This is a genomic window from Hymenobacter sp. BT18 (genome assembly GCF_012273015.1).
Lineage (GTDB): Bacteria > Bacteroidota > Bacteroidia > Cytophagales > Hymenobacteraceae > Hymenobacter > Hymenobacter lutimineralis.
On sequence record NZ_CP050954.1, the window covers coordinates 1678256 to 1703733 of the forward strand.

The 25478-nt window shown below is 58.6% G+C and carries 20 protein-coding genes; 10 read left to right on the plus strand and 10 right to left on the minus strand.

Features of this window, described 5'->3' with window-relative positions; all coding sequences use genetic code 11:
- Window positions 1–306: 306 nt before the first annotated feature.
- Entirely contained in the window at window positions 307–4611 is a 4305-nt protein-coding gene (locus HER32_RS07010; protein WP_168681381.1) for a T9SS type A sorting domain-containing protein, read from the plus strand.
- Window positions 4612–4966: 355 nt separating this feature from the next.
- Here HER32_RS07010 and HER32_RS07015 read toward each other — a convergent pair whose 3' ends face one another.
- Window positions 4967–5764, minus strand: a complete 798-nt coding sequence (locus tag HER32_RS07015; protein ID WP_197748880.1) for a M57 family metalloprotease — start codon at window positions 5762–5764, stop codon at window positions 4967–4969.
- 441 nt (window positions 5765–6205) lie between these two features.
- On the opposite strand from HER32_RS07015, the gene HER32_RS07020 reads away from it, so the two are divergent.
- The gene (locus tag HER32_RS07020; RefSeq protein ID WP_232066415.1) at window positions 6206–7555 is read left to right on the plus strand and encodes a stage 0 sporulation family protein; all 1350 of its coding nucleotides are present in this window, start codon (window positions 6206–6208) and stop codon (window positions 7553–7555) included.
- 5 nt (window positions 7556–7560) lie between these two features.
- Entirely contained in the window at window positions 7561–8070 is a 510-nt protein-coding gene (locus HER32_RS07025; protein ID WP_149070880.1) for a gliding motility lipoprotein GldH, read from the plus strand.
- A 132-nt stretch (window positions 8071–8202) separates the two neighbouring features.
- Here HER32_RS07025 and HER32_RS07030 read toward each other — a convergent pair whose 3' ends face one another.
- On the minus strand, window positions 8203–8394 hold the full coding sequence (locus HER32_RS07030) for a cold-shock protein (RefSeq protein WP_149070881.1): 192 nt from the start codon (window positions 8392–8394) through the stop codon (window positions 8203–8205).
- A gap of 360 nt (window positions 8395–8754) precedes the next feature.
- Here HER32_RS07030 and HER32_RS07035 point away from each other — a divergent pair, with 360 nt between their 5' ends.
- The gene (locus HER32_RS07035; RefSeq protein ID WP_168681383.1) at window positions 8755–10185 is read left to right on the plus strand and encodes a hypothetical protein; all 1431 of its coding nucleotides are present in this window, start codon (window positions 8755–8757) and stop codon (window positions 10183–10185) included.
- Between the two features lie 117 nt (window positions 10186–10302).
- Here the strand turns inward: HER32_RS07035 and HER32_RS07040 are convergent, their stop codons facing one another.
- The 4 genes from HER32_RS07040 to HER32_RS07055 form a co-directional block, all read right to left on the minus strand.
- Complete coding sequence (locus HER32_RS07040) at window positions 10303–11175, minus strand: hypothetical protein (RefSeq protein ID WP_168681384.1); 873 nt, start codon at window positions 11173–11175, stop codon at window positions 10303–10305.
- A 179-nt stretch (window positions 11176–11354) separates the two neighbouring features.
- The gene (locus tag HER32_RS07045; RefSeq protein WP_168681385.1) at window positions 11355–12368 is read right to left on the minus strand and encodes a ComEA family DNA-binding protein; all 1014 of its coding nucleotides are present in this window, start codon (window positions 12366–12368) and stop codon (window positions 11355–11357) included.
- Between the two features lie 191 nt (window positions 12369–12559).
- Window positions 12560–13459 (minus strand): SDR family oxidoreductase, encoded by a 900-nt coding sequence (locus tag HER32_RS07050; RefSeq protein WP_149070885.1) that lies wholly within the window; start codon window positions 13457–13459, stop codon window positions 12560–12562.
- Between the two features lie 51 nt (window positions 13460–13510).
- The gene (locus HER32_RS07055; RefSeq protein ID WP_149070886.1) at window positions 13511–14149 is read right to left on the minus strand and encodes a peptidylprolyl isomerase; all 639 of its coding nucleotides are present in this window, start codon (window positions 14147–14149) and stop codon (window positions 13511–13513) included.
- A gap of 138 nt (window positions 14150–14287) precedes the next feature.
- On the opposite strand from HER32_RS07055, the gene HER32_RS07060 reads away from it, so the two are divergent.
- A complete protein-coding gene (locus HER32_RS07060) occupies window positions 14288–14917 on the plus strand; it encodes a DUF2238 domain-containing protein (RefSeq protein ID WP_168681386.1) in 630 nt (209 codons plus the stop codon).
- 167 nt (window positions 14918–15084) lie between these two features.
- Here HER32_RS07060 and hemC read toward each other — a convergent pair whose 3' ends face one another.
- From hemC to HER32_RS07080, 4 genes are all read right to left on the minus strand, one after another.
- Window positions 15085–16029: a hydroxymethylbilane synthase gene (gene hemC, locus HER32_RS07065; protein ID WP_168681387.1), complete on the minus strand. Its 945-nt coding sequence runs from the start codon at window positions 16027–16029 to the stop codon at window positions 15085–15087.
- Between the two features lie 231 nt (window positions 16030–16260).
- On the minus strand, window positions 16261–17397 hold the full coding sequence (locus HER32_RS07070; RefSeq protein ID WP_168681388.1) for an ATP-binding protein: 1137 nt from the start codon (window positions 17395–17397) through the stop codon (window positions 16261–16263).
- Between the two features lie 71 nt (window positions 17398–17468).
- Complete coding sequence (locus tag HER32_RS07075) at window positions 17469–18707, minus strand: GlmU family protein (RefSeq protein WP_168681389.1); 1239 nt, start codon at window positions 18705–18707, stop codon at window positions 17469–17471.
- A 170-nt stretch (window positions 18708–18877) separates the two neighbouring features.
- On the minus strand, window positions 18878–19123 hold the full coding sequence (locus HER32_RS07080; protein WP_149070890.1) for a type B 50S ribosomal protein L31: 246 nt from the start codon (window positions 19121–19123) through the stop codon (window positions 18878–18880).
- Window positions 19124–19438: 315 nt separating this feature from the next.
- On the opposite strand from HER32_RS07080, the gene rdgB reads away from it, so the two are divergent.
- From rdgB to HER32_RS07105, 5 genes are all read left to right on the plus strand, one after another.
- The gene (gene rdgB / locus HER32_RS07085) at window positions 19439–20032 is read left to right on the plus strand and encodes an RdgB/HAM1 family non-canonical purine NTP pyrophosphatase (RefSeq protein WP_168681390.1); all 594 of its coding nucleotides are present in this window, start codon (window positions 19439–19441) and stop codon (window positions 20030–20032) included.
- Between the two features lie 129 nt (window positions 20033–20161).
- Window positions 20162–20788 (plus strand): uridine kinase, encoded by a 627-nt coding sequence (locus tag HER32_RS07090; protein ID WP_149070892.1) that lies wholly within the window; start codon window positions 20162–20164, stop codon window positions 20786–20788.
- A 144-nt stretch (window positions 20789–20932) separates the two neighbouring features.
- On the plus strand, window positions 20933–21310 hold the full coding sequence (locus tag HER32_RS07095) for a hypothetical protein (RefSeq protein WP_149070893.1): 378 nt from the start codon (window positions 20933–20935) through the stop codon (window positions 21308–21310).
- A 107-nt stretch (window positions 21311–21417) separates the two neighbouring features.
- The gene (gene secDF, locus HER32_RS07100; protein ID WP_168681391.1) at window positions 21418–24399 is read left to right on the plus strand and encodes a protein translocase subunit SecDF; all 2982 of its coding nucleotides are present in this window, start codon (window positions 21418–21420) and stop codon (window positions 24397–24399) included.
- A 172-nt stretch (window positions 24400–24571) separates the two neighbouring features.
- Window positions 24572–25168 (plus strand): RNA polymerase sigma factor, encoded by a 597-nt coding sequence (locus HER32_RS07105; protein WP_232066416.1) that lies wholly within the window; start codon window positions 24572–24574, stop codon window positions 25166–25168.
- Window positions 25169–25478 lie beyond the last annotated feature (310 nt).

Here is a 25478-nt window from a genome sequence, read left to right on the forward strand (position 1 = left end):
CTATTGGCGTTCAGATTACTAGTTTATACCCCTCATTCTGCCTGCCTGGGCTCCATGACATACTTGTAGGGCTGATTTAGTGGGGATGACAATTCCTTGTACATACTTGTCCAAGCGCGCTTGCACTCATAGCTACCCAGTGGTTGCCTTACTGACCTACCTGTTTCGCTGATTTTCAAATTTTTTCGCACATCTCTCTACATGAAAACAACCTTACGGTCTTCCTTACCCGTTTTCCGGAGCCAAGGCTTGTCCGCTACGCTAAGCTCGTCACGAGCGGGGCACCTGGGACGCTGGCTTCTGGCTTTGCTTCTGCTCATTAGCTCCTTCACGGCGCAGGCGCAGACCCTTAACAGCACGGTTGCCGTGTCCGACAACACCCCGGACCCTGGGCAGACAGTTACATACACGCTTACCGTAGTAGCCAATTCGAACACGGCCCAGGGCACGAACGTGATTGGCACCGTAACGCTGGGCGGCACGGGCGCAAGCCAAGTCAGCCTCGCCAACATCACAGTAGGCAGTATTTCCAATAGCGGAACCTACACCGCTAGCACAGGGGTGGTCCGGTTTGAGCTGGGTAGGCTCAACGGCAGCTCCGCTGGCCGCACAGCCACACGCACGTTCACCGTCACGTTTGCTACCCCGCTTACCGCCGGGGCCCAGTTGCTAGCTACCGCCAGCGCATCGCTCAGCGGTGCCACCACCGGCACGCAGGGCACCGTTACGGCTACCGTAGCCAACGTGGCGCCGGTGGCGGCCGTCAAGGCTTACTCCATGGTGAACACGGATGCCCGCACCCTGGTTGCCCTGTCCGCCACTGATGCAAACGGCGCGGCCACTGTTAGCGGGTATACCTTCACTGTGCCCAGCACAACCCTGGGCTCCTTTTACCTGGCAAGCACCGGGGGCACAGCTTTAGCTACGGGCTCCAGAAGCTTAAGCGCAAGTGAAGGCGCCAGCCTTTATTTCCAGCCCAGCGGTACGGGTGTCGGCACGGTAAGCACCACCTACCAGGCAACGGATGGCACCAATACCTCGGGGGCCGTAGCCCACTCCATTGCCGTAACGGGTACTGATATAGCCACTACCACTGGAAGTACGCCCGCTGCGGGCGCTACGGTAGCCGCAAGCACCGGCAGCCTCTCGTTTACGGCCACCACTACTACCACCAATGCCTCAGCCGCCAGAGGCGTGGTGCAGCGCATTGTGCTCACCAACATTGCCGCTGGCACGCCCCAGTCGGCTTTCACTACCAGCTCTACCACACCTTCGGCGGCCGTAGCTTATAGCCAGACGGGCACTACGGCCACGTTTACGTTTACCCTTCCCGGTACGCTGGCCGGTAGCGGAGGCGCTACTACCGCTACGGTTACGTTTCCGGCCTCCCTTAGCGTACCCACCGCCACTACCGTGGCAGGAACCACCACCGGTACCGCCGACAATGACACTGGCACCACCGGAAACAATGCCGGGGGCAGCCGCTCTATTACCATCGACCAGGCGCCCGTAGCGGTGGCCAAGACCACTAGCTTGCTTAGCAACGCGGCGCGCACTCAACTCCAGGCCTTCTCGGCCACTGACGTGAACGGGGCAGCCACCATCACGGGCTATGCCATAACACTGCCAGCCACCAATAGCTATGGGGCTTTTTACCGCACTGCCTCGGGTGGCCTGCCCGTATCAGGCTTACAAACGTTTACTGCAGCCGAAGCCAATACGCTTTACTTCGAGCCCAACGGCACGGGTGCGAGCGGCACCTTGGCCCTGACCTACACGGCCACCGACGGCAGCAATACCTCGGCTACGGCCAGCTACACAGTCACGATTACGCCCGCACCCGTCACGCTCAGCGGCCGGGTGTTTGAAGACGTAAATTACGGCGGTGGCAGCGGCGTAGATTACGCCACCGCCAATGCCAGTGCCGCTGCCTCAGGGTTTCCCCTCACCGAAACCGGCACTGGCGCTACCGACCGGATTGGCCGGGGCGGAGCCCGCGTAGAGCTCTACAATGCCGACGGCTCCTTCAACCAGGCTACGACCACCTCGACGGCCGGCGTTAGCGGTGCCACTACCAGCGGCCGCTATAGCTTCACCAACTTGGTGGCCAACACTACCTACTCTGTCCGGGTCGTTACCGGCACCGTCACCTCCGTACGCGGAGGCAGTGGCCTGGTAGGCGTGCCTACCTACGTGGGAGCCGGCCCTACCGCCCCTGAGCGCGTGGGCGGCACCAACCCGGCCCTGGCCGACGCGGGCAATAACACGGGAAATCTGAGCGCGTTGGCCAATGCGCAGGTGCTGTACCAGTTCGCCACCGGAAATGCGGGCAGTACCACCACCGGCGTAGACTTTGGCTTCAACTTCGATGTGATAGTTAATACCAACAACACGGGCTACGGTTCCTTGCGGCAGTTTATAACCAATGCCGTAGCCCTGGCAAATACCAACCTCGATCAACGCCCTTTCAACAACTATGGCACGCCCACCGGAACCGACTTTGCAGCCGGTGACGAAACGTCCATTTTTATGATTCCCGGCGGCACGGAGCGGCCGGGCTTGCGGAGCGGTCTGGCTACGCAGCTGCGCGACGCGGCCGGTACACTCACTTCCAGCGGGAACCGTCGGGCGCTGCTCACCCTCACCGCCGTTTTGCCCACGCTGAGCACTACCAACACGATTATCGACGGCACTACGCAGACCACACTGCTGGATTCCAACACCGGCCAGATTGGTACTGGCGGGACGGTTGGGCGCGAAGCTAAGCCGCTGCGCAAAGTAGATGCCCCCGAAGTGGAAATCGTGCAGACCGCCTCTGTCGCTACGTTTGTGGTAACGGCCAGCAACACCACCCTGCGCGGCTTTGCCGTGCACGGCGGCACGCAAAACGTAGAAACAAGCGGCGCCGCGGTAACCAACTTCGTTGCCGATGGGATTCTGGTGGGCATCAACGCCTACACCCTGGCCGCACCAGCTGCCAACCCCACCACTTCGAATGGCCTCTACCTGATGAACATTTCGGGGATCATCAAAAACAGCATCGTTGCCTACGTGGGCAACTCAGGCCTTAAGCAGTCTAACGGCAAAAACATTAGCGGGAGCGGCTATACCATCACGCAAAACGAGTTTGTGGAAAACGGCCGTACCACGGCCGGCGGTGATGCCATGAGCTTCGGCGACGTGGCAGCCGTTGGCGACGCAGCGCCCTTGCTGATTGAAGAAAACCTGATTCGCCTCTCTAATAGCAGCGGTATTCAGTTTGAGATTGGCAGCATAGCCAATAACATTATTCGGAATAACACCATCTCTGAAAACGGGGAGGGTGGGCTTTCCTCCTCCCGGCTCGAAGGCTCCGGTATTCACTACCTGGCGCGCAATGCCAGTGTGTTGAGCGATAATTCTGACCTGATCGAACAAAACATCATTGTCAGCAACCAGTCGTCCGGCGTGGTGCTCAATGTCGGCCAGCGCAACGTCCGGATTTCGCAGAATGCCATTTACGACAACGGCAGCCGAACGGACGCCGGCGCCAAAGGGCTGATCAGCATTGATTACACGGCCGGCAACCGCTTTGTAGGCAACAATGGCAACGGCGGGGCTGATTATGGCCAGGGCGACGGCGTAACTCCGAACGACGGCCGGGTGAATTGGCTGAATGGCGCCCCTTACGCCAACCAGCCCAACTCCGGCATGGACTACCCGGTTATTACGAGCATTGCAAAAACGTCTGCGGGCAAGCTGCAGATAACGGGTTACGTAGGGTCGGCGCCGGGCCAATCGATTTTTGGCGGGGCCACCATTGAGATTTTCAGCGCCAACGACGTCGATGCGAATCAGAACGGGCCTACAGTAGTAGGCGGCAGTGATAATGTTGCGCACGGGGAAGCACAAACCTACATCGGCACTATTACTGCCGCGGCCGATGGCACCTTCAACGTTACCCTGGATGAGGTTGAAGCCACCATTAACGTAGGGGACAACATTACGGCTACGGCTTACCTGCCCACTTATGGCACCTCGGAGGCCGGGGTAAACCAGGTGAGCACATTCGTTATTGTACTCCCCGTTGAACTGACGGCATTCACCGCGAAAAGCACGGGAACCCAGGCGGAGCTGACGTGGAAAACGGCTATTGAGCGAGACAATGACCGCTTCGAGGTGGAGCGCAGCCTCGATGGGCGCCAATTCGTTCAGATTGGCCAAGTAAAAGGCCACGGCTCCACGAGCAGCGCGCATACCTACACGTATACCGACCTACGCATCGGTCAGCAGACCAGCCTGGCTTATTACCGGCTTAAGCAGGTGGATACAGATGGCACTACGCGTTACTCCCAAGTAGCCACCGTGAGCTTTGCTGCTCCCGCCACCCCCGGCCTCACGCTGCACCCCAACCCGGCCACCGCCCATAGCACCCTCAACCTAAGCAAACTACCCGCTGGTAACTACCAGGTCACCATTACCGATATGCTTGGCCGGGTAGTCCGGACCCACGTGGCATCTTCCCAGGAACCCCTGCGGCTGGATATAAACAGCTTACAAGCCGGCACCTACAACGTGCTGATTCAAGGCAAACAAATTCGCCTGACCAGCAAGCTTGTGAAGCTAAACTGAGCAGGATGAACACAAAAAAGGCTCTTCCCCTTACAGGAAGAGCCTTTTTTTATGCCGTCAGGCTACGTGGCCCTACTGAAAGAGCCGAGCCAGCAGCCCGGACTTGGCCAGCCTAACGGGAGCGGCACAGTAGCTTGCCGGTTACCATCCACCACGAGTCGGGTTTCCCGGCAACCATTCTGTTTCCGGATCTGGAGCCCACTGCCGGAAAGCGGCCGAGGCAAGGGTAGTCTGCTGTCTTAGGCCGGCAGCCCCTTGCTCCTGGGTGCTATGTGAAGAACAAGCCTGTTTCCAGCCCCTAACAAAAAAGGCGCCGACCTCACGGTCAACGCCCTTTTTGTTAAGCTATCCGGTATTAGTACAGGTAGTTAAGTGCCGTCTTGTCGTTGGCGTTGAAGTAGCGGTTTTGGCCGCTGCCAATGCAGGCCAGCATCCAGGAGTTTGGATCAGCGGCCGAGGGCGTGCCGGGAATCAGGATAGCGCCCACGGTGCTGGCTCCTTCGTTGGAGGTAGAGCCACCGCAGCTATAGGAGCGGTCCATGTAGTCGGTGTGGCGGAAGCCGATGCAGTGGCCAATTTCGTGGGCAATAATAGTAGCCGCGTAATTCAGGTTAGGGTTCGTCCCAATGGCGCGGGTATTTACATTCACCTGGTTGTAGGGAGCACCGGCTGCCGTGGGGAAGCCAGCCGAAGCCAGGTAGCTGCCGTTAGCAGTCGTGAGTACGATGTTACCGCCCGAGGCCACGCGCGAGAACGTCAACGAGAGGTTTTCGGCATTGTAGCGGCGCACTACTTCATCCACCACGGCGGCGTAGGAAGAAGGCATTTTGTTGGAAAGGCTGATCGTGATGTTGCGCGGAGCGGCTACCAAGTTAGTGGTGCGGTACTGCTCCTCCCCGCCTACGCGCAGCAGTTTGCCATTGCTGTAAGCAGCGGCCAGGTCGCGGTCAGTCAGGCGAATGTCTCCTTCTACGATGTATGCGTCGCCATCGCGCTGCACGTTAGCCGTGCTGAAACCCAAAGCCTGGATTTTAGCCAGTGACTCCGGCGTAACCTGGTCTTTAGCAATTTCAGTTTTCTCGGCGCAGGAGGCAAGCAGAGAACCGGCCAGGGCGAGCATACCCAGCTTAGAGGAGAAAGAAGAAAACTTCATAAGAATGTGGGGGTGGTGTGAAAGAAATGAATTGAAAAGAGTGCTGAAAATCTATGACTTTTTTGTCGAATTCGAAATTAAAACTAAATTAATTTCGAATAAGTGCAATATTATGTACGTTTTTCAAGATCAACTTTCTTCCCGATACTGATGTGGTATTGACTACCTTGTTCCTTCTCTGGAGCAGTGCGCAGGCGGTTTCTGCTGAACCTCGGTGGGCTGCCTGGGTATTAAGAGGCATTTCCAGTGCGCCTACCGAAATGCGTATCTTTGTTTGAAACCGATTTTCAACAGCTAAGGCTGTTTCACTATATATAGTTCCAAGCTGTGGCTTGTACTTCTTGTTCCTCTGGTGGAAGTTGCTCGACAACTTCGCCGGGCTGTGGCTCCAAAGGGAGCTGTAGCTCCGGTGGCTGCACCCGCCTCAATGTATTCGACTGGTTGCAGGACCTCGACCTGCCCAGTGATTTCAAAGGATTTGACCTCGTCGAAATTCGCTTCAAAGGCGGACGTAAAGAGTTTTTCCGTAACGAGCAGTATCTGCCCCTTGTCACCGGCGACGCCGTGGTGGTGGAGGCGGCTGGCAATGGCTGGCACCTCGGGCATGTTTCCCTGAAAGGAGAACTGGTACGCCTGCAGATGCGGAAGAAAAAAGTCCCCACCGACTCTAAAGAAATCCGCCCGATTCTGCGCGTAGCTACGCCCCAGGATGTAGAGCGCTGGGAAGCCGTGCGTGACCTAGAAACCGGTACCATGTTCCGGGCCCGCTCGGTGGTGGAGGAATTGCGCCTGAAAATGAAGCTCTCGGACGTAGAGTACCAGGCTGACCGCAGCCGCGCCACCTTTTTCTACTCCGCCGACGACCGGGTTGACTTTCGCGACCTGATTAAGCGCCTGGCTGAGGAGTTTCGGGTGCGGGTAGAAATGCGCCAGATTTCCCTGCGCCACGAGGCTGGCCGCCTGGGAGGCATTGGCTCCTGCGGCCGGGAACTGTGCTGCTCAACCTGGCTGACGGAGTTTAAGAGTGTGAGCACCACGGCAGCCCGCTACCAGAACCTGAGCCTCAACCCGGCCAAGCTCTCCGGGCAGTGTGGCCGCCTCAAATGCTGCCTGAACTATGAGCTGGACACTTACCTCGTCGCGCTAAAGGATATTCCGCAGGTGCAGCGCCCGCTCCAAACGGAGAAGGGCGACGCTTTCCTGCAGAAGACGGATATCTTCAAAAAGAAGATGTGGTTTGCGCTGCGCGGGGATAATAACTGGGTGGTGCTGCCGACCGAGCGGGTACGCGAAATTCAGGAGATGAACAAGCGCGGAGAAAAGCCGGAGTCCTTACTCCCGCCGATGCGCGAGGAAGAGCGGCAGCCGGAGGTATCGGCCATTGTGGAAGGCAACCTCGACCGCCTCGACGACAAGATAAAAGCGGGCAAGCGGAACAAGCGCAAGAAAAAGAAAGAAAAAGACCCCGTAGCCGCGGCAGTTCCCCGCGAAGCAGCCAGTGCCCCAGCTGCTGGCGCTGAGGCGCCCGCTACTTCTTCTGCTTCCTCCGGCCGCAGTGCCGCCGATGGTCGCCCACGCGGCGCCGCCGCCAAGCCCGCCAACCGGCGTCATCGGCCACCCCGCCCCAGCGGCGAGGGCCCGGCCCGCCCAGAAGGCCGGGGGCCGGAACGCCCCGCAGGCCCATCGGGGGAAGGTGGTAGTGGCGAAGCACGGCCCAACTCGGGCCGGGGCGGGCGCCGCGGAGGGCGCCGCGGTGGCAGTGGTAGTGGTTCAACGCCTGCTCAAGCCTAATGCCGATGATCCTGCAACTTTCTTCCCCGTGGCGGTGGGTGGCTATGCTGGCTGTAGTACTGCTGGCCTCCTGCGACTCCTCGGAGCTCTACGAGCAAAACATCGACCTGAAAGACGCCAGTGGCCAGCCCTACGTGTGGGCCGTGCAGGAGAAGCCCAGCTTCACCTTCACTATTACGGATACCACTCAGCTGTACGATGTGTATTTCAACATTCGGAATGCCGCCGACTATGGCTACTACAACTTGTATGTAAAGCACACGCTCACGGCCCCCGATGGCCGCCGGGTATCTACGTTGCTGCACGAGATGAAGCTGATGGATGCCAAAACCGGCGAACCGCTGGGCAATGGCTCGGGCGACATTTTCGACCACCGGATACTGGCCTTGCCCCAGCAGCGTTTCCACCAGCCCGGCGAGTACCGCCTGACGCTGGAGCAGTACATGCGCCAGGATGCGCTGGCGGGAATTATGGCAGTAGGAGTACGCGTAGCCCGTCACGAAGCTGCCCCTTAAAAGCACTACCTGGTTTTCAGAAAAATCCCCTTTCCGATAGTCGGGAAGGGGATTTTTTTTTCTACTTCAGCCCAACAGAAAGCCTGCTTTGCACGGGTACAAAGCAGGCTTCCGGTACTTGGTAAAGGCTGGTTATATCCGCTCTACTTTCACTGCGTTCAGACCCTTTTTGCCGTCGATGACGTCGAAGGAAACCCGGTCATTTTCCCGGATTTCGTGTACCAGACCAGTCTGATGCACAAAGATTTCCTGTGCTTGCTCGTCTTCGATGATGAATCCATAGCCTTTTGATTCATTAAAAAACTTGACTTTGCCCGTTTTCATAATGGGGTACTTGGTTGTGGTAAAGTGAACAAGGAGGACAGATTTAGGCGGTAAATCTACAGGTTATTCTCTGTTTAGTTCTATAAAAAACATGCGCAAGGACGAGCTATTTTAAGCTTGCTGGCTTTGGGCTGCACAGTCAAAAGCTGCCTATGCATGCAGCGGGGCCAAGATGTTACACTCGAGTTAGCGGGCCGTTTTATGGCCAGCGCCTTGGTTTAGTGCGTATAAGTTGGGCGTTGCATCTTTCTTTTCATTCCCCAACCACCCACCACTATGGATAACGAGCAAAAGAATCAGACCAACCCTTCCGGCTCTGCCTCAGCAAACCAAGCACCAAATGGAACACCCGCTTCCGGGATGAATACTTCCACTACCAACAGCCCTACGTCGAGCCAGTCTCTCGCTTCTTCGGAAATGAGCGCCGGACGTGGCGGGCTGGGCAACTCGGAGCAGAGCCAGCAAGCCAATAAAGAAGTAAACCCCTCGGCGCTGAAATCGGATAGCGCCAAGGAATCCAGTAGCTCATCTACTAAGAGCCCGGCAGCCACCTCCGGCTCAGCTAAAAAGACAACGGCTTCGTCGGCTTCTTCAACGGAGGCTAAGAGCTCTGGGACGCAGAAAGCAGGTACCCAGAAAAACCAGCCCAGCGGCCAGTCTGATCAGCACAGCCAACAAGCAAACTACGGCGGCAACTTTGGCAATAGCATGGAACCCAGCTACCAGGACCGTGACCGGAACGAGAACATGACCAGCGGGGCCAGCCGGGGCGAGTTTGGTGCCCACGGCGGTAGCAACACCCAGGGCGGCTACGGCAACCAGTACCGCAACAACGACTATAACCAGCACGACAACCGGGGTGGATACTACGGTAGCAACCAGCCCGCCGGCGGCTATAGTGAGCATCAGAATTCCTACCGCGACTATGACGGGCGCGGCAACTACGGTAGCCAGGACCAAATGCGCGGCAGCCAGGGCGGCTACGGCGCCCAGAACAACTGGGGCGACGAGGCCCGGGCCAACTCGCGTGGGAACTTCGGCTCCCAGGACCGCAATTACCAAGACGATCAGCGGCGCGGGGGTGGCTCGATGTATAACCGGGACAACCAAGGCGGTTACGGCCAGCACGACAATCGGCATTACTCTGATCAACAACGCTGGAACGACAGCCGCTACCAGAACGATAGCCGCTACCAGAACGACAACGGTTCCCCCCAGGGCCGCGACCGGGGCTACAGCGACGACTACGGCTCTTCCTCCATGGGAGGCTATGACTCCTACGGCCGCTCAGGCCAGAGCCAGGGTTATCAGCAAAACCGGGGTAATTTCGGTGGCGAATCACGCAACCAAGACAGCAATTACCAGCCTTCGCAACGCGGACATGGCCAGCGCGGTGGCATGAACAGCCAGCAAGACTATGGTCAGCAGGGCGGCTATTACCGGCAGGAGTCGAACCGCTACGACGGGCAGGGCGGCTTTGGGGGCTACAACCGCTCCGAGGACGACCGGTACGATTCACGCAGTGGCTATAATCAGGGCTCGGGGAATTATGGGGGCAACGCGCGGGAAGGCTTCGGCTCCCGGGGCGGCTCGTATAATGATGAGTACTCTTCGGGCAACCAGGGCATGCGCGGCGGCTCCCCTTCCCGCGGCAACTACAACCAGCAGGAGCAGAACATGAACTACGGCTCGGAACGGCGCAACCAGTATCGGAACCACCAAGATGACGCGCCCGACTACGGCTCGGCCCCGCGCCGCAACCGTGGCCGCGACGATGACGACCAGTACTAAGCGTTCCTGCTTTTAGCAACTCATAAGAAAAGCCTCTGCTACCATAGCAGAGGCTTTTTCTTTGGATATGCAGCTTTAAACGGTCCGTAGCCCCCGAAAAGTGGTGAGTAGGACGGGTTAGCGCAAACTGGCCCGGTACAACCGTCCCTTTTCATTGCTGACCACGAAGTCGTGCTGATTCACGAAAACCAGCCCTTCGGCCTGTCCGGTTTTGGTAAGTGGCAGACAGCTCTTTGGGCCGTCGAAGAGCTTACGGCCGGGCTGACGCTCCAGTAAATACGCATGTCCATAGCCAAGCAGAGCCACCAGCTGACCATCGGGACTGATATCAGCGGCCGTAATCCAGGTATTGATGCGAATACTATCCACCAGCACCGCAACATGGTTTCCGGGGCGGGCGGGCACTTTGTAGTACTTCACCCAGCCCCCTTTGCCCCGATTCTTGGTAAACAGGTGCAGGGAGTCATCGGCGTAGAAAAAAGCTTCGCAGTCGAAGTTGCGGGCAGCTTTGCGCGGAGGAAACGTGCGCTGATCGGGGTAATGAAAGGCAATGGTATCTACTTGCTTTAGCGCCGGCTCTTGGAGCCGGTAAATCCGCAGGTCGCGGCGTTTATTGCCATTGTTGCCAAAGTCCCCGATGAAGAGGTACCCATGCTGCCGATCTTGGGCCAGATCCTCCCAATCGATGTTGTTGGCATCAGGGACGCGGTGTTTTGTGAGCAGGTCGCCCTGCAGGGTCACTTTATACAGCAATGAGGTGTTGCCGCCGTCCCCGTGGGTCCACAGGTCGCCGTGGTCGTTGGCCAGCGCCAGCCCCGAGCTTTCGACCACGTCTTCCCGCCGCATGTGGCCTACCTGTTCTACCTTATACGCTTCGTTGATTTTCTCAAAGCTCCCGCGGTCAGTGTTGCTGGTACAACCGCACAACATGGCGTGCAGAAAGAAAGCCAGGGGAGCTAGCCGGTCGCGTAGTAGAAGAAGTGCATTCATGCCTGTAAATTAGAACTGGGAGCCAGCCACCAAGGTCAGCTCGCTGCTGCCTTACGCAGCCCAGCAAATTTTGTCGCCTAAAAATGCGTGGGACAAAATTATGCACCGGCTCAGCGTCGACTGCTGCCCTTCATCTTGCCTTCCTACGAAGCAACCATCCTGTCATTTCAACTGGCTTACTAAGGCATCTTAAAATCCAGGTAAGGTCGTAGCTTTTCCAGGGTAGCGGCCTCCAGAATGCGGATCTGGCGTAGGTCGTCGGCCTGCTGGAAGGGCCCGTGCTGCGCCCGGTACGAGACAAGCACGCGGGCCAGCCGCGCACCCACGTAGGGGTGGGCTTTCAGCTCTTCAAAGCTCGCCTGATTGATGGCCAGCCGCTCGGGCACGTATCCTGCCCGCACAAAGGAATACTTGTGCAAGCTGTCTACCAGATCGGGAGCAAAGCTAAATACCTCCGTAAGCTGACTGGACTGCACAAAGCCCCCCAGCCGCTCGCGGTACGCAACCAGCCGGAGCGCCGTTTTCTGCCCAATGCCGCGAATCTGCTGCAGTTGGGCCGTGTCGGCGGTGTTGAGGTCGAAGGGCAGCAGGTGCGTGGGCTTTCGCTTGAAGTGCTTACCCGACGCTTGGTGGCCCGCAAATCCACCCGCAGGCTGACTAGCTTTTTCTTTGCTGCCCCACTCTGGCTTCACCCGGGCCGGCAACTCCTCAGGGAGCATGATGTAGGGTGCCAGCCTGGCGTAGAGGGCAGGCTCCAGACCGTAGGCTTTCTGCACCTGCACCTTGGCCCGAAATCCGCCGATGGCCGCGCCGTAGCGTACCAGCCGCGCGGCTACATAGTGCGGAACGCCCCGCGCCTCCCAGTCGGTAGCCGACAGGGTATTGGGGTTGAAGGGGGCCAACGCTACCTGGGGTACTGCTGCCCTCCTGCCGTAGACCGGGCGGGTGCGCGCATACCGGGCTGGATATTGCCGGGCAGGTGCCCGGTTAGCCTGCAGCTCCGCGGCAAACTTCTCGAGCTGGTGCTGATCGGGAGCGGGGTTGTACTCGGGTAGGGCCTTAAGCAGTAGGGAGGGTGCCAGGAGAATCAGCCCTAGCAGCAAGAGCAACAAGACAAAGCCATTCGTTTCGACGCGAGAAAACCGAAACTGGCGATGCGCCAGCAGATAGGCAGATAAAAGGAGGCGCTTCATGGGCACACCAAGCCAAATAATGATTCAAACGAACAGGAAATAGCGCGCCGCCCGACTGGTGTGCAGGTCGTTGGGCATAGTAGATAGAGCAAATACAATATAAGTACTGCCGCTGAATAAGCAAAAACCGGGGCACCCGCCGACGCGCGGCCCCCCCCGCCAAGCAGTAGTGAAGTTGTGTGGGTGGCCAGCTAGCCTGCCTGCTGGGCAACCAGAGCCATGCCTTGTTCCAGACTGTGGGGCGCATAGCCTAACTCCCGTTGCGCTTTATCAATAATAAAACCCGTCCGTAACGGGCGTTTCGCAGGCTGGGAAAAGGTGCTGGCATCAACCCGGCTAATAAGGCGACTATCCAGCTGAAAGAAATCAGCTACGCGCAGGGCCATTTGAAATGGGGTAAGCACCTCCTGGCCACTGACGTGGTAAATGCCTGAGGCATTGTACAGGGCTGCCAGCCAGCAGCCCTGGGCCAGGTCCTCGGCCAGAGTGGGCGTCCGGAGCTGATCATCCACTACCTGAATAGGCTGCTGGGCTCGCAGAGAGTCGCGCACCCAAAGCACAAGGTTGGTACGGCCGTACTCGTGGGCTACTCCATATACCAGCACAGTGCGTACAATGGCCCATGGCCCGCGGCTACGCTGCACGGCCTGCTCGGCAGCCAGCTTGCTTTTACCGTAGAAATTTACGGGCGCCGGCACTGCTTCTTCGGTAAGCGGCCCCTCCTTGCCATCAAAAATAAAATCGGTGCTGACGTGGACCAGATGTACCTGCTGCCGCTCGCACACGGCAACCAGGTTTTCCACGGCCGTTACATTTTGCTTCCAGCAGTCCGCCTGGTTTAGCTCGCACTCATCCACATTGGTCATGGCGGCCGTGTGAATCAGGTGGGTGGGCTGCTCCTGCATTAGCACCTGCTCTACCTGGGTCTGATCGGTCACGTCCAGTTGCACGAATCGTACGGCCGGATACAGCTTTGCGAGCTTGTTGGCCCCGCGCGAGGTAGCAATCAGTTCCACTCCTTCCTCCGCGTGTAGCCGCGCTATCAGTTTTTGGCCTAGCAAGCCATTGGAGCCGGTTATTAGTACGCGCATAAGGAGGAATTAAGCGGTGCGCAAAGGGAAAAGGCAGCGTGAGCAGACTCGCTAGTATTGATAGCCGTAGAGCTCCGTAATTTTTTTCTTTTTCAGCTTTTCCACTTTCACCGTCATTTTCACGTCGGAAGTGGGCCGGTCGCGGGCATCGCGGGGCTGTTGGGCTATTTTATCCACAACCGCCAGCCCACTGATTACTTGGCCAAACACGGTGTAACTGCCATCAAGCTGGGGCGTACCGCCGGGGTTTTGCACAATATAAAACTGCGAACCGCTGCTGGCCCGCTGGGGGTTCACGTAGTCGCCTTGCCGGGCGGCGGCCAGGGCGCCCTGCTTGTGGCGTAGCTGGGGGATAATTTCCGCCGGAATGGTTTTCTCATTGGCGGGCCCTAGTCCATCGTTACCGGGGTCAGCGTCTTTGGTGTTGGGGTCACCGCCCTGCACCATAAAGCCCGGAATAACCCGGTGGAAGGTGGTCCCGTTGTAAAACCCGGCTTTGGCCAGCTTCAAAAAGTTGGCTTTGTGCTGGGGCGTGAGCTCCGAAAGCACCAGCCGGATGTCGCCCAGATTGGTGCTGATGGTCACTACTTCATCTTTTTTGCTGGGGCGCGGCTTTTTGGCGGCCCAAAGCCCTTGGCTGCTCAGGAGAAAAGCCAGCAATAGCAACGCGAGCCGAGAGAATATCTGCATACTTGTACGGTCTATGAATGCCTCAAACTTACGGGCTTTCTACGGAGGCATTCATAGGTCAGCACTGCTAAGTCACCAAATTCAGCGCTAACCTGGCAAGTTGCGTATGTAGCGCCGTTACGCTTTTCCCGTTCCCCTATGCCTGATTCTACGCTCTCCGCGGCTACCCCTGCTCCTCACTGGTTTCCCAAGCTGCTGCTGGCGCTCTACCTGATCGAGTTTAGCGTGTTGGCTATCAACCCCGCCGACCGCGGCACCTGGTGGGCCGAGAACCTGCCCATTCTGCTCATCGTTGGCGCGTTGGTGGTGCTGTATCTCCGAGGAATCCGGTTTTCCAACACGGCCTACCTGCTGATGAGCGTGCTGATTTTCATGCACACCGTCGGCGGCCACTATACCTTCGAGAAAGTACCCTTTGACTGGTTTAACAACCTGTTTGGGTTTAAGCGCAACATGTACGACCGGGTGGCACACTTTTCCGTGGGCTTTTACGCCTTCCCGATTATTGAACTCACGGACCGCTTCGGCACCATTCGTAGGCGCTTTATCAGCTACCTGTTTCCCCTCTGTGTTATCGGAACCGTTGCCATGGCCTACGAGCTGATTGAGTGGGTTTACGCCGAAGTAGCGGGTGGCAGTGCCGGCGCGGCCTTCCTCGGCAGCCAGGGTGATATCTGGGACGCCCAGAAAGATATGCTGGCCGATACCAGCGGCGCGGTGGTGGCGTTGCTTATTTATGCGCTGAGCAGCAGAAAGAATAACCGGTAAGCGAGTGAACTAAGCGAAACCGAGCCAATTTGTCCGAAGAAGTCAAACCCGTTACCTAAGTATAAAGCCCTTAGTCGTTGTGTACGACTAAGGGCTTTTCCTATTAGCTGGCTCTGCACGTTAGCGAGGCCTGCTTCGTGGCCTCGCTTTCGGCCTGGCTCTAACGGCTACATGTTTTCGTCGCGCACGCGGCGGATGTCGTCCAGTATTTCCCGGCCGCCGCGCGCCAGCACACTTTCGGCTACCCGCACCCCCAACTCCTCCGCCCCGGCTACCGGTGCTGACTGGGTTTCTTCAATAAACTGCTGCCCATCGAGGCTGATGAGGCCCCCGTGCAATGTCACCTCGCGGCCATCGGCGGAAAGCGTAGCCAGCGCGAAAGAAGGGATGCTGCACCCACCTTCCATGGTGCGCAGAAAAGCGCGTTCGGCCGTCAGGCACACGTGCGTGGCCGCGTGATCCAGCACCCGGCGCAACTCGGCCTTTAAAGCGGGGTCCAGACTGCGGGCACACTCAATGGCCACGCTGCCCTGGCCCGTAGCCGGGATATACTGCGTTTCAGGTAACACATGGCGAATAAGCTGGTCGTATTCCATCCGGTGTACGCCGGCATACGCCAGTACCAGGGCATGATACTGACCTCCTTCCAGCTTGCGCAGGCGCGTCTGAAGGTTGCCGCGGGCTTCGGCGGTGGTGGCGTGGGGCAGGAAGCGGCGCAGCATGGCCTTGCGGCGGGTGCTGCTGGTTCCGAGCACCAAGTCGGGCCGCTGTAGATCGAGCGCGGGGTCGAAGCTCACGATAACGTCATTGACCTTTTCGCGCTCCATAAAAGCCAGCAACTCCAGATCGGCTGGAATGGTGCTCTGCACATCCTTGGCGCTGTGCACGGCAATGGTGGTATGCCCAGTGCGCAGGCTCTCTTCCAACTCCTCGGTAAAAACCCCCTTCGCCCCGATTTTATCGAGGGAGCGGTCCAGTACGACGTCGCCCTTGGTGGTGATGATGACGATTTCCGGTACGAACCCAGCCGCCGACAGACAATCTGCCACGTGATGCGCCTGCCACAGCGCAAGCTTACTGCCTCGGGTACCGATACGAATGGTGGTTTGCACAGCAGAACGAACTAGTTGGGATTATGCCGGCCGGCGCATTTCTTTGCGGCCGCCGGCTACTTCCGACAAAGATACGCCCTGTCGGCTGGCTTCCCGGCTATAGACTTTTTAGCACGTACTATAGCAAATTAGCAACGTGTATTTTTCTCCCATAGAGGCCATTTGAGCCCTTTTTTGAGCACGGCTCTGCGCTCAACACAGGGTTGCGCTGGGCTGTCTTCCGCTAAAAAATCAGGCTTGACGCAGCAGCTCGGCCAGGCGCAGGGAGGTATCCACGAACACCATGCGCGGGTTAGCATTACGCTCCACGTGGTAGTGAGCATCGTTGAGCTGCTGGGTGAGCGGCCCGGCGTTGCGGGGCGTTACAAAGCGGCTGAAGCCCTGCACGAACGGCTGCTCGGCGGTGGGCAGGTGCGGCACCAGCTGAGGGTCGAGGCCGAAGAGCAGGACCTTGCGCAGGGCAGTGAGGGCGTAGTGCAGAAACTCCTTCTGGTTTTCGCGGCCCAGCTTCTGGAACTCGTCACTCTTCTCCAGCATCTCGCTCACTTTGTTGCCGTAGCAGGTGCGCATCCAGGCCGCAAACAAGGTAAAATAGTCGTGGTCATCAGTGGCAGTGCTTTGGGCCGCCAGGGCCCGGCCAATGTTGCCCTCGGCCAGCAACGCCAGCTGACGCGCTTTGGCTTCCGGCACTTTCTGCTCGTCGCGCAGCCAGTGGGTAAGCTCCTCCTCGGCGAGGGCGCGCACCACCACGGGCTGCACCCGGCTAATGATGGTAGGCAACAGCTGCTCGGGCGCGTAGCTTACCAGCAGGAACACCGTAGCTGGTGGCGGCTCTTCCAGCAGCTTGAGCACGGCATTGGCGGCGGCCGAATGCATCAGCTCGGGCAGCCAGATAACAACAATTTTGAACTGCGCCTCAAACGCCTTAAGCGAAACCAGGCGCAGCAGCTGCAGGCTTTCCTCTTTGGATATGCTGCCCTGCTTATTGTCGGCCCCGATGGCCTGCATCCAGTCGTTGAGGCCCTGGTAGGGGTTTTCGAGGACGAAGGCCCGCCACTCGGCCGCAAACTTGCTGCTGACGGCATCCTTGGCTACGGCCTTCGTCGTCGTGACGGGCACGATGAAGTTGAGGTCAGGATGAACCAGCTTATCAATTTTCTGGCAGCTGGAACACTGCCCGCAGGAATCGTCGGCCGCTTCAGCCCGGTTTTCACAGTTCAGGAATGCCGCGTAGGCCAGGGCCAGGGTGAGGGCGGCGGAGCCCTCAGCGCCCCGAAACAGCTGGGCATGGGCCACATGGTTGCGGCGCACACTCTGGCGCAGCACCTGCTTCACTGCCTGCTGACCAGGAATATCCGAAAAGCGCATGGGTTACGTTGTTGTCAGGTTGTGAGCAAGCTAAGGCTTTTGGGCCGCTGATCTTCCTGCCGTCGTCTACTTTAAAGCTCCACGCCACGCTCGGCCGCCGCCGGCCCAGAACGCTCCCACACCCGGTCTTTCACCGTGAGTTCGTATACATGGCGCAGCAAGTCCTGTTCCGTTTGGTCGAACTCCAATTGGCGGCGCGCCATCACCCGCTCGGCTACTTCGGCCGCTTTTGGCAGCTTAAAGGTTTCGAAGCCGGCGGCCCCGCCCCAACTGAAGCTTGGAATGAAGGTGCGCGGAAAACCGGCCCCGAACACGTTGGCGGCCACGCCCACCACTGTACCGGTGTTGAACATGGTATTGATGCCGCACTTGCTGTGGTCGCCCATCATAAGCCCGCAAAACTGCTGCCCGGTGTTGACGAACCGCCCGGCTGCGTGGCTCCAGATTTTGACGGGCGCGTAGTTGTTCTTGAGGTTGGAGGTATTCGTATCGGCGCCCAGGTTGCACCACTCCCCTATCACGGAGTTGCCCAGGTACCCATCGTGGCCTTTGTTGGAGTAGCCCAGGATAATGCTGTTGCCAACCTCCCCCCCAACCTTGGAAAACGGGCCTACGGTGTTGTCGCCGCGCATTTTGGCGCCAGCATTGATATGGCTACCCTCACAAAGGGCCAGCGGCCCGCTGATGATGGCCCCCTCGTGCACCTGGGAGTTTTTCCCGAGGTAAATAGGGCCATTCTCGGCGTTTAGAATAGCCGCCCGAATTTTCACGCCCGGCTCAATAAAGACGTTTTCCGGCGCATACACAATGGTGTGCGCGTCGCCCACCGGCTCCGACTGCCGGCCACGGGTAAGCAGGGCAAAGTCCCGGCGAATTTCGGCCCCGTTGTAGAGGAAAAGATGCCAGGGCTGCCGGATAACGGTTACCGGCTCGGCTACCTCCCGGGTGCGTTGAAATCCTTCCTGAATCAGCTCGGCTACCTGAGTAGCATCGGCCAGATGGGCTGCAACCAACAGCTCTTCGCAGAACAGTGCCTCGCCCGGCTGCAGGGCCAGTACCTGCTCGGCCAGCAGCTCATCGGCACACACGGCGCCGTTGATAACCAGCGCGGGTCCCTGCGTATCGCCGGCGGGAAACTTAGCCTGCAGGTACGGCTCGGTGAGGTAGCCTACCTGCGCTGCGCCCAGGCGGCGCTGCCATTTTTCGGCCAGCGTGAGAATGCCGCAGCGCAGGGCCGCCACCGGCCGCGTGAAGGTAAACGGAAGCAAATGCGGCCGGATGGCCGGATCGTCGAAAAGCAGAACGTGCATTGGGGAAAGCGTTTCGCTGGTAGCCGGCAGCCAGCAGCATCACAAAGGCAAGGGGAATGAGTGGGGACTCGGGGTCAAATTTGGCAAATAAAAAACTCCCTCCGATGGTCGGAGGGAGTCTCGTATCAAACCCAGAGCCTGCAGCGAGTAGCCACAAGCTCCACACAGGCTTACTTCTTCTGGTAGCGGTTGCGGAATTTTTCCACGCGGCCAGCCGTGTCGATAAACACGTTTTTGCCGGTGTAGAAGGGGTGCGACGCCGAGCTAACTTCCACCTTGATAACGGGGTAGGTTTTGCCGTCTTCCATCGTAACCGTCTCGTTCGAGGTCATCGTCGAACGGGTAATGAATTTGAAGTCGCTTGAAGTGTCCTGAAACACCACTTCACGATACTGGGGGTGGATGTCTTTTTTCATGGTCGGGGTTCCCGTTAAAACCTTGTCTGCCTGCCGATTTTGCGGAAGGGAGTGCAAAGGTACAGTGTAACGTCATAATTCAAAAGCCTTTGCCGGCTTTTTCCTTTTTTCGTGCTTTTTCCGCCTGTCAGCCCACGCCCTCAGCCCTTTAGGCCCTGGGCCGCTGCCGGGCAGCTACTGCAAGCACCGGGACGGTGCGCCCTCCCTGCAGTAGCCGGCCCGGCCCATTCTGCGGGCGTTGGGTGGCCGTTCCCCGGTTTTTTCGTTGGTTTACGATTCTTCCCTTCTGGTTTTCTCCTCTACCATATTCCGCCCGTGCGCCTCTGCTTTGCCTCCAACAATGCCCACAAGCTTGCCGAAATCCGCCCTCTGCTGCCCGCTGGCCTAGAGCTGCTGAGCCTCGAAGCCATTGGTTGCCACGAGGAACTCCCCGAAACCCGTGATACGCTCGAAGGAAATGCCCTGCAGAAGGCCGAGTACGTGTGGGAGCATTACGGCGTGGCCTGCTTTGCCGATGACACCGGCCTGGAGGTAGAGGCCCTGCACGGGGCACCCGGCGTATACTCGGCCCGCTACGCCGGTCCCCAGCGCCTGGCCGCCGACAACGTGCAGAAACTGCTCCAGGAGCTGCACGACCAAGCTAACCGGGCGGCGCGCTTCCGCACCGTGGTAGCCTTGGTAGGCCTCACGCCGGAACCCCAGCTGTTTGCAGGCGAAGTACGCGGGCTGATTACGGAAGAGCCAAAGGGGAACGGTGGCTTTGGCTACGACCCCGTGTTTCAGCCCACTGAGGGCAACGGGCAGACCTTCGCGGAAATGGAACTGGCCGCCAAAAACCACATCAGCCACCGCGGCCGGGCCGTTGCGCAGTTGGTTTCGTACCTGCAGACGGAGTGGTCGGCGGCGTAAGCCTCCGCTAGTGCCCACCGGCAAGCTCCTGCCGTAGCCGAGGAAAGTTTAAGCCGGGGGCACCCGTTGAGCTGCCGATGTATTACTTTTGCAGGGTTGGCCCCACTGCAACGGGCAACATCCCACCCCATGCAAAAACCTTTTCTGGTCGGTATTACGGGCGGTAGCGCCTCCGGCAAAACCACTTTCCTGCGCCGCCTGCTGGCCTCATTCCCGGAGCAGGATATTTGTCTGATTTCGCAGGACAACTACTACCACCCGCGCGAAACCCAGCAGGTAGACGGCAACGGCGTCACGAACTTCGACCTGCCCAGCAGCATCGACTCGGCGGCCTATGCCAACGATGTGCTGCGCATCAGCCAGGGTTTGGAGGTACGGCGGCCGGAGTATACTTTCAACAACCCCAATGCCCCAGTTAAAGAGTTGGTCTTCAAGCCGGCACCCATTGTCGTAGTCGAGGGCATTTTTGTGTTCTACTTTGAAGAGGTGGCCCGGCTGCTCGATTTAAAGGTGTACATCGATGCCCGGGAGCACGTGAAGGTGCTGCGCCGCATTGTGCGCGACCGGGACGAGCGGGGGTACGACCTGGAAGATGTGCTCTACCGCTACACCAACCACGTAGCGCCTACCTACGAGAAATACATCAAGCCTTTCAAGCAGGATGCGGACCTGATTATTCCCAACAACCACCATTTCGACCGGGGTTTGGAAGTACTGGTGTCGTTCCTGAAAAGCAAAATAGCCGTTGGGGCCTAATAAAGCCGCCCCGCAAACCCGCTTGCACTGCCGCCTCCCCCAAGAGGCGGCAGTGCTGCTTTTCAGGCCAGCTGGTTAGCCAAAGCAGGCAGGTTGTTTTTCCTGCCCGCTGGTTTTGGTTATATTTGCACTTCGTATTTCGCAATGACGCTGACTCTCAACCCGTTTCTTACTCGCTTGCGGCTGGTGCTGCTCCAACTTACCCTGCTGTGGGTATTGGGGCTGAACCACCAGGCCGTGGCTATGTACCGGGTTGTGGCTGCGGCCCCCGGTCATGCTACCCGGGTAGGAGCCGCCCCCAAGGGAGCTGTTGTCAAGCAGAAAGTAACCCTGGAAGCCACGGCTCCGCTGGGCGTGTGGCTGGCCCCCGCCACTGAGGCATGGCTGCCGCCCGTGCCGGTGCTGCCGGGCTGGCCCCTGCCCACGCGGGCCTCGATTGTTGGAGCACCGCGCCCCTGCGCCGTGCCCGATGCCTTCCGCACGCGCCTGCTGGGCGCCTCGGTGTCGCCCCACGCCCCCTAAATGACAATAATTAATGAGCAATGAAGAAGGAAGAATTGCCAGTGCGCAGTCTTCCTTCTTCATTGCTCATTCTTGCTTGCTCATTCTTCATTGCCATTTCTTTCTACATGCGTAATAAAAACCTCATTATCATCCTCACGGTCATTGTTACCGCGTTGTGTGCCTACTTCCTCACGCTCACGTTCATCTCGCGGGGCGTGCAGCAAAAGGCCGTCAACTACGCCACCCGCAACGGCCGCGTAGATCAGAACCTGCGCCAGCACTACCTCGACTCGGTGTGGCGCGCGCCCGTGTTTGGCCCCCTCACCTACCGCGACGTGCGGGAGAAGGAGCTCGGCCTGGGCCTCGACCTGAAAGGCGGCATGCACGTGACCCTGGAAATTTCGCCGGTCGAAATCGTGCGGGCCATGGCCAATAACTCCAAGGACCCCAAGTTTCTGCAGGCTATGCAGAAAGCCCAGGAGCTACAGAAAACCAACCCCACTACCCAGTTCACGGCCCTGTTTGCTCAGAGCTTCCGCGAAGTGGCCCCCGGCGACAAGCTGGCCCGCATCTTTGCCAACACGACCAACAAAAGCCGCGGCCTGACTTACAACTCGACCAACGAGCAGGTAATTGCCGCCATCGACAAGGAAGAGGAAGAAGCCATTGACCGCTCCTTCAACATCCTGCGTACCCGCGTCGACAAATTTGGCGTGAACCAGCCCACCATCCAGCGTGTGAAAGGCACCGGCCGTATTCAGATCGAGCTGCCCGGCGTAGACAACCCCGAGCGCGTGCGCAAGCTGTTGCAAGGCCAGGCCAAGCTGGAGTTCTGGGAAGTATGGCGTACCGATGAGTTTGCTCCTTACTTCAACCAGTTAAACGAAGTACTGACGGCCCAGGAAGCCGCTGGCAAAGCTACTGGCACTGCCGCCGCTACTACCGATACCGCTGCCACGGCCACCGCTACCGGCGACTCTACCTCCTTGGCCAGTCAGCTCGCCAAGAAAAATGCTACGGCCAAAACCGACTCAGCCAACCCTGCCCAGAGCAGCCAGCTGGCCCGCCTGTTTACGATGCCCGGTGGCCTGGGTGCCAACCTGCGCGACACGGCCCGCGTGAATGCCCTGCTGCGCAGCCAGGAAGTACGTGCTGTATTGCCCCCGAACCTGACGCTGCTGTGGGACGTGAAGCCCACCACCATCGACGGCCAGGAATATCTACAGCTGAATGCCATCCGCAAAACCCGCGAAGGCGTGGCCCCCATGGGTGGCGACGTGGTATCGGATGCCCGCCAGGATTATGACCAGGGCGGCCGCCCCGAGGTATCGATGCAGATGAACCCGGCGGGTGCCCGCAAGTGGCAGCGCCTCACGGCCAGCAACATTGGCCGCCAGGTAGCCATTGTGCTCGACGACTATGTGTACTCGGCGCCGGTGGTGCAGTCGGAAATTGCCGGCGGCAACTCCAGCATCTCGGGCAACTTCAGCATTGAGGAAGCGCAGGATTTGGCCAACGTACTGAAGGCTGGTAAGCTACCTGCTCCTACCCGCATTGTGGAAGAAGCCGTAGTTGGTCCTTCGCTTGGTCAGGAAGCCATTAACCAGGGCCTGTACTCTACGCTGGCTGGCTTGGTTATCATCATGATTTTCATGGCTGTGTACTACGGCCGTGCCGGTCTGGTGGCTGATGCTTCGCTGCTTTTCAACATGTTCCTGGTAATGGGCGTGCTGGCGCAGTTTGGTACGGCCCTCACGCTGCCCGGCATTGCTGGTCTGCTGCTGGTTATTGCCGCTTCCGTAGATGCCAACGTACTGATCTTCGAGCGTATCCGGGAAGAACTCAACCACGGACTGCAGCTTAAAGATGCCATTAACAAGGGCTATGCCCGTGCTTTCTCAGCTATTTTTGACTCCAACGTCACCACGCTGATTATTGCCGTTATTCTAGGCTTCTTCGGTACCGGTCCGGTGCAGAACTTCGCCATTACTCTCGGCATTGGCGTGTTTACCTCCTTCCTGTCGGCCGTGTACGTGTCGCGTCTCATCATCGAGTTCCTGACCAAAGACAAAGAGACCAGCAAGATTCAGTTCTCGACGGCGCTGTCGCGCAACCTGTTCCAGAACCTGAACTTCGACATCGTAGGTAAGCGCAAGCTGGCCTACATCGGCTCCACCATTTTCATCGTTATCGGCTTTGTACTGATGGCCGTACAGGGTGGCCCCAACCTGGGCGTTGACTTCCGCGGGGGCCGCTCCTACGTGGTCGATTTCAGCAAGAACGTGGCCGCCGATGAAGTACGCACGGCCCTGCTCGAAAATTTTAGCGGCGCGGGCACGGAAGTAAAAACCTACGGTGCCAACAACCGCCTGCGCATCACCACGGGTTACCTGGCCGATGACGAAAGCCTGGTTGCCGATCAGAAAGTGCGCACGGCCCTCGACCAGGGTCTGCAGAAGTTCAGCGCGGCCGCGCCGGAAGTGAAGAGCACCTCGAAAGTGGGGGCCACCATTGCCGACGACATCAAGAAGACCTCGGTGCTGAGCCTGGGTCTGACGCTGCTGGGCATCTTCGTGTACGTGTTGCTGCGCTTCGAGAAGTGGCAGTACTCCATGGCCGCCGTAATTGCCCTGTTCCACGATGCCCTGCTGGTTATTGCCGCCTATCCCATTGCCCGTCTGTTCGGCCTGAACTACGAAATGGACCAGATTTTCGTGGCGGCGGTGCTGACCATTATCGGCTTCTCCATGAACGATACGGTGGTTATCTACGACCGAATCCGGGAATACCTGCGCGAGAACAAGCACCTCACCTTCGCTCAGGTGGCCAACCCAGCCCTGAACAGCACGTTCTCCCGCACCATGATTACGTTTACCACGGTGTTCCTGGTAGTGGCGGTGCTGTTCTTCTTCGGCGGTGAAACCCTGCGTTCCTTCTCCTTCGCTATGATGATTGGGATGGTGTTCGGTACGTACTCGTCGCTGTTCATTGCTACGCCCATCATCCTCGATACCTACGGCCGCAAGGAGTCCCGCGAGCGGGGTATGGACCACACCACCAGCATTACCGATGCTGATGCACCCAAGCTGAACACGACGCACGCGTAAGCGACCCTCAGCGTACTAACTTTGAAAAGCCCGACCTGCAGGTCGGGCTTTTTTTATGATCTAGTGCACAGGCAGTCAACTTGTTTGCTAGCTTTCAATAACTTTTCTGCCTTGGCAGGCAACCCAACCGGGGCTTGTATCCGAGTTAGCTACAAACCGACAACCTCGCGCCGTGCCGCCCCAGCCCGAACATGATTCCGCCCTGCTATTGGCCTTGCTGGCTGGCTGCCGGCGTATGGATCGGGAGTGCCAGCGGCGCGTGTACGTGCTGTACTACAGCTACGCCCTGAGCGTGTGTTTGCGCTACGCCCGCAACCGCGAGGAGGCCCTGGAAGTAGTCAACGACGGGTTCATGAAAGTGTACCGGGACGTCACGCGCTTCGACCCGGCCCGCCAGGAAATCAACTCTTCCTTTCGGGCGTGGCTGCGCAAAGTCATGGTGCATACGGCCATCGACCACTACCGCGCCCAGGCCCGGCACCAGATGCAGGAACTGCCGGATCATGCTTACGGCCAGGCCGACGACAGCGCCGGTGCCCTGGATACACTGGCATATGAAGAGCTGATTGCTTTGATTCAGCGGCTTTCCCCCGCCTACCGCACCGTATTCAACCTGTACGTACTGGATGGTTTCACGCATGAGGAAATTGCGCAGCAGCTGGGCATATCGATAGGGGCGTCGAAGTCCAACCTCTCAAAAGCACGGGGCCACTTAAAGGAAATGCTAAAAAAAATTAACCACCATGCCTACGCCGAATCTGTCAGATGAGGAGCTAGATGCTCTGTTTCGGCGCGCTACCGAGGCCTACCCCGAAGAGGATGGCTCGGCCGCGTGGCAGGGCATGGAGCATCAACTCAATACCCTGGCCCGGCATCGGGCCGCTTACCAGCAAGTGCTGCGGTGGTTTGCCGCAGAAATTGCCACCATAGCCGTGCTGCTGCTGGTGTGGTTTACTTATCATCCCCTGTCTGGTAAAGCTTCTGCCTCAACAGTTGCTCGAATTTCAGCCACGCCCCTTGTACCAACTGGCCCTGCTGCTACTTCAGGGGCTGACACTGCTCCTTCTGTCCCCCTCCGC

What these genes read in the sequence shown, in the direction of transcription:
- HER32_RS07050 (WP_149070885.1), bottom strand. Translation starts at nt 13,459, where the DNA reads ATGCGCGTACTAATAACCGGCTCCAATGGCTTGCTAGGCCAAAAACTG.
- HER32_RS07075 (WP_168681389.1), bottom strand. Translation starts at nt 18,707, where the DNA reads ATGCACGTTCTGCTTTTCGACGATCCGGCCATCCGGCCGCATTTGCTT.
- HER32_RS07035 (WP_168681383.1), top strand. Translation starts at nt 8,755, where the DNA reads ATGAATACTTCCACTACCAACAGCCCTACGTCGAGCCAGTCTCTCGCT.
- HER32_RS07040 (WP_168681384.1), bottom strand. Translation starts at nt 11,175, where the DNA reads ATGAATGCACTTCTTCTACTACGCGACCGGCTAGCTCCCCTGGCTTTC.
- HER32_RS07095 (WP_149070893.1), top strand. Translation starts at nt 20,933, where the DNA reads ATGACGCTGACTCTCAACCCGTTTCTTACTCGCTTGCGGCTGGTGCTG.
- HER32_RS07090 (WP_149070892.1), top strand. Translation starts at nt 20,162, where the DNA reads ATGCAAAAACCTTTTCTGGTCGGTATTACGGGCGGTAGCGCCTCCGGC.
- HER32_RS07025 (WP_149070880.1), top strand. Translation starts at nt 7,561, where the DNA reads ATGATCCTGCAACTTTCTTCCCCGTGGCGGTGGGTGGCTATGCTGGCT.
- HER32_RS07070 (WP_168681388.1), bottom strand. Translation starts at nt 17,397, where the DNA reads ATGCGCTTTTCGGATATTCCTGGTCAGCAGGCAGTGAAGCAGGTGCTG.
- HER32_RS07080 (WP_149070890.1), bottom strand. Translation starts at nt 19,123, where the DNA reads ATGAAAAAAGACATCCACCCCCAGTATCGTGAAGTGGTGTTTCAGGAC.
- HER32_RS07045 (WP_168681385.1), bottom strand. Translation starts at nt 12,368, where the DNA reads ATGAAGCGCCTCCTTTTATCTGCCTATCTGCTGGCGCATCGCCAGTTT.
- HER32_RS07030 (WP_149070881.1), bottom strand. Translation starts at nt 8,394, where the DNA reads ATGAAAACGGGCAAAGTCAAGTTTTTTAATGAATCAAAAGGCTATGGA.
- secDF (WP_168681391.1), top strand. Translation starts at nt 21,418, where the DNA reads ATGCGTAATAAAAACCTCATTATCATCCTCACGGTCATTGTTACCGCG.
- HER32_RS07055 (WP_149070886.1), bottom strand. Translation starts at nt 14,149, where the DNA reads ATGCAGATATTCTCTCGGCTCGCGTTGCTATTGCTGGCTTTTCTCCTG.
- HER32_RS07015 (WP_197748880.1), bottom strand. Translation starts at nt 5,764, where the DNA reads ATGAAGTTTTCTTCTTTCTCCTCTAAGCTGGGTATGCTCGCCCTGGCC.
- HER32_RS07060 (WP_168681386.1), top strand. Translation starts at nt 14,288, where the DNA reads ATGCCTGATTCTACGCTCTCCGCGGCTACCCCTGCTCCTCACTGGTTT.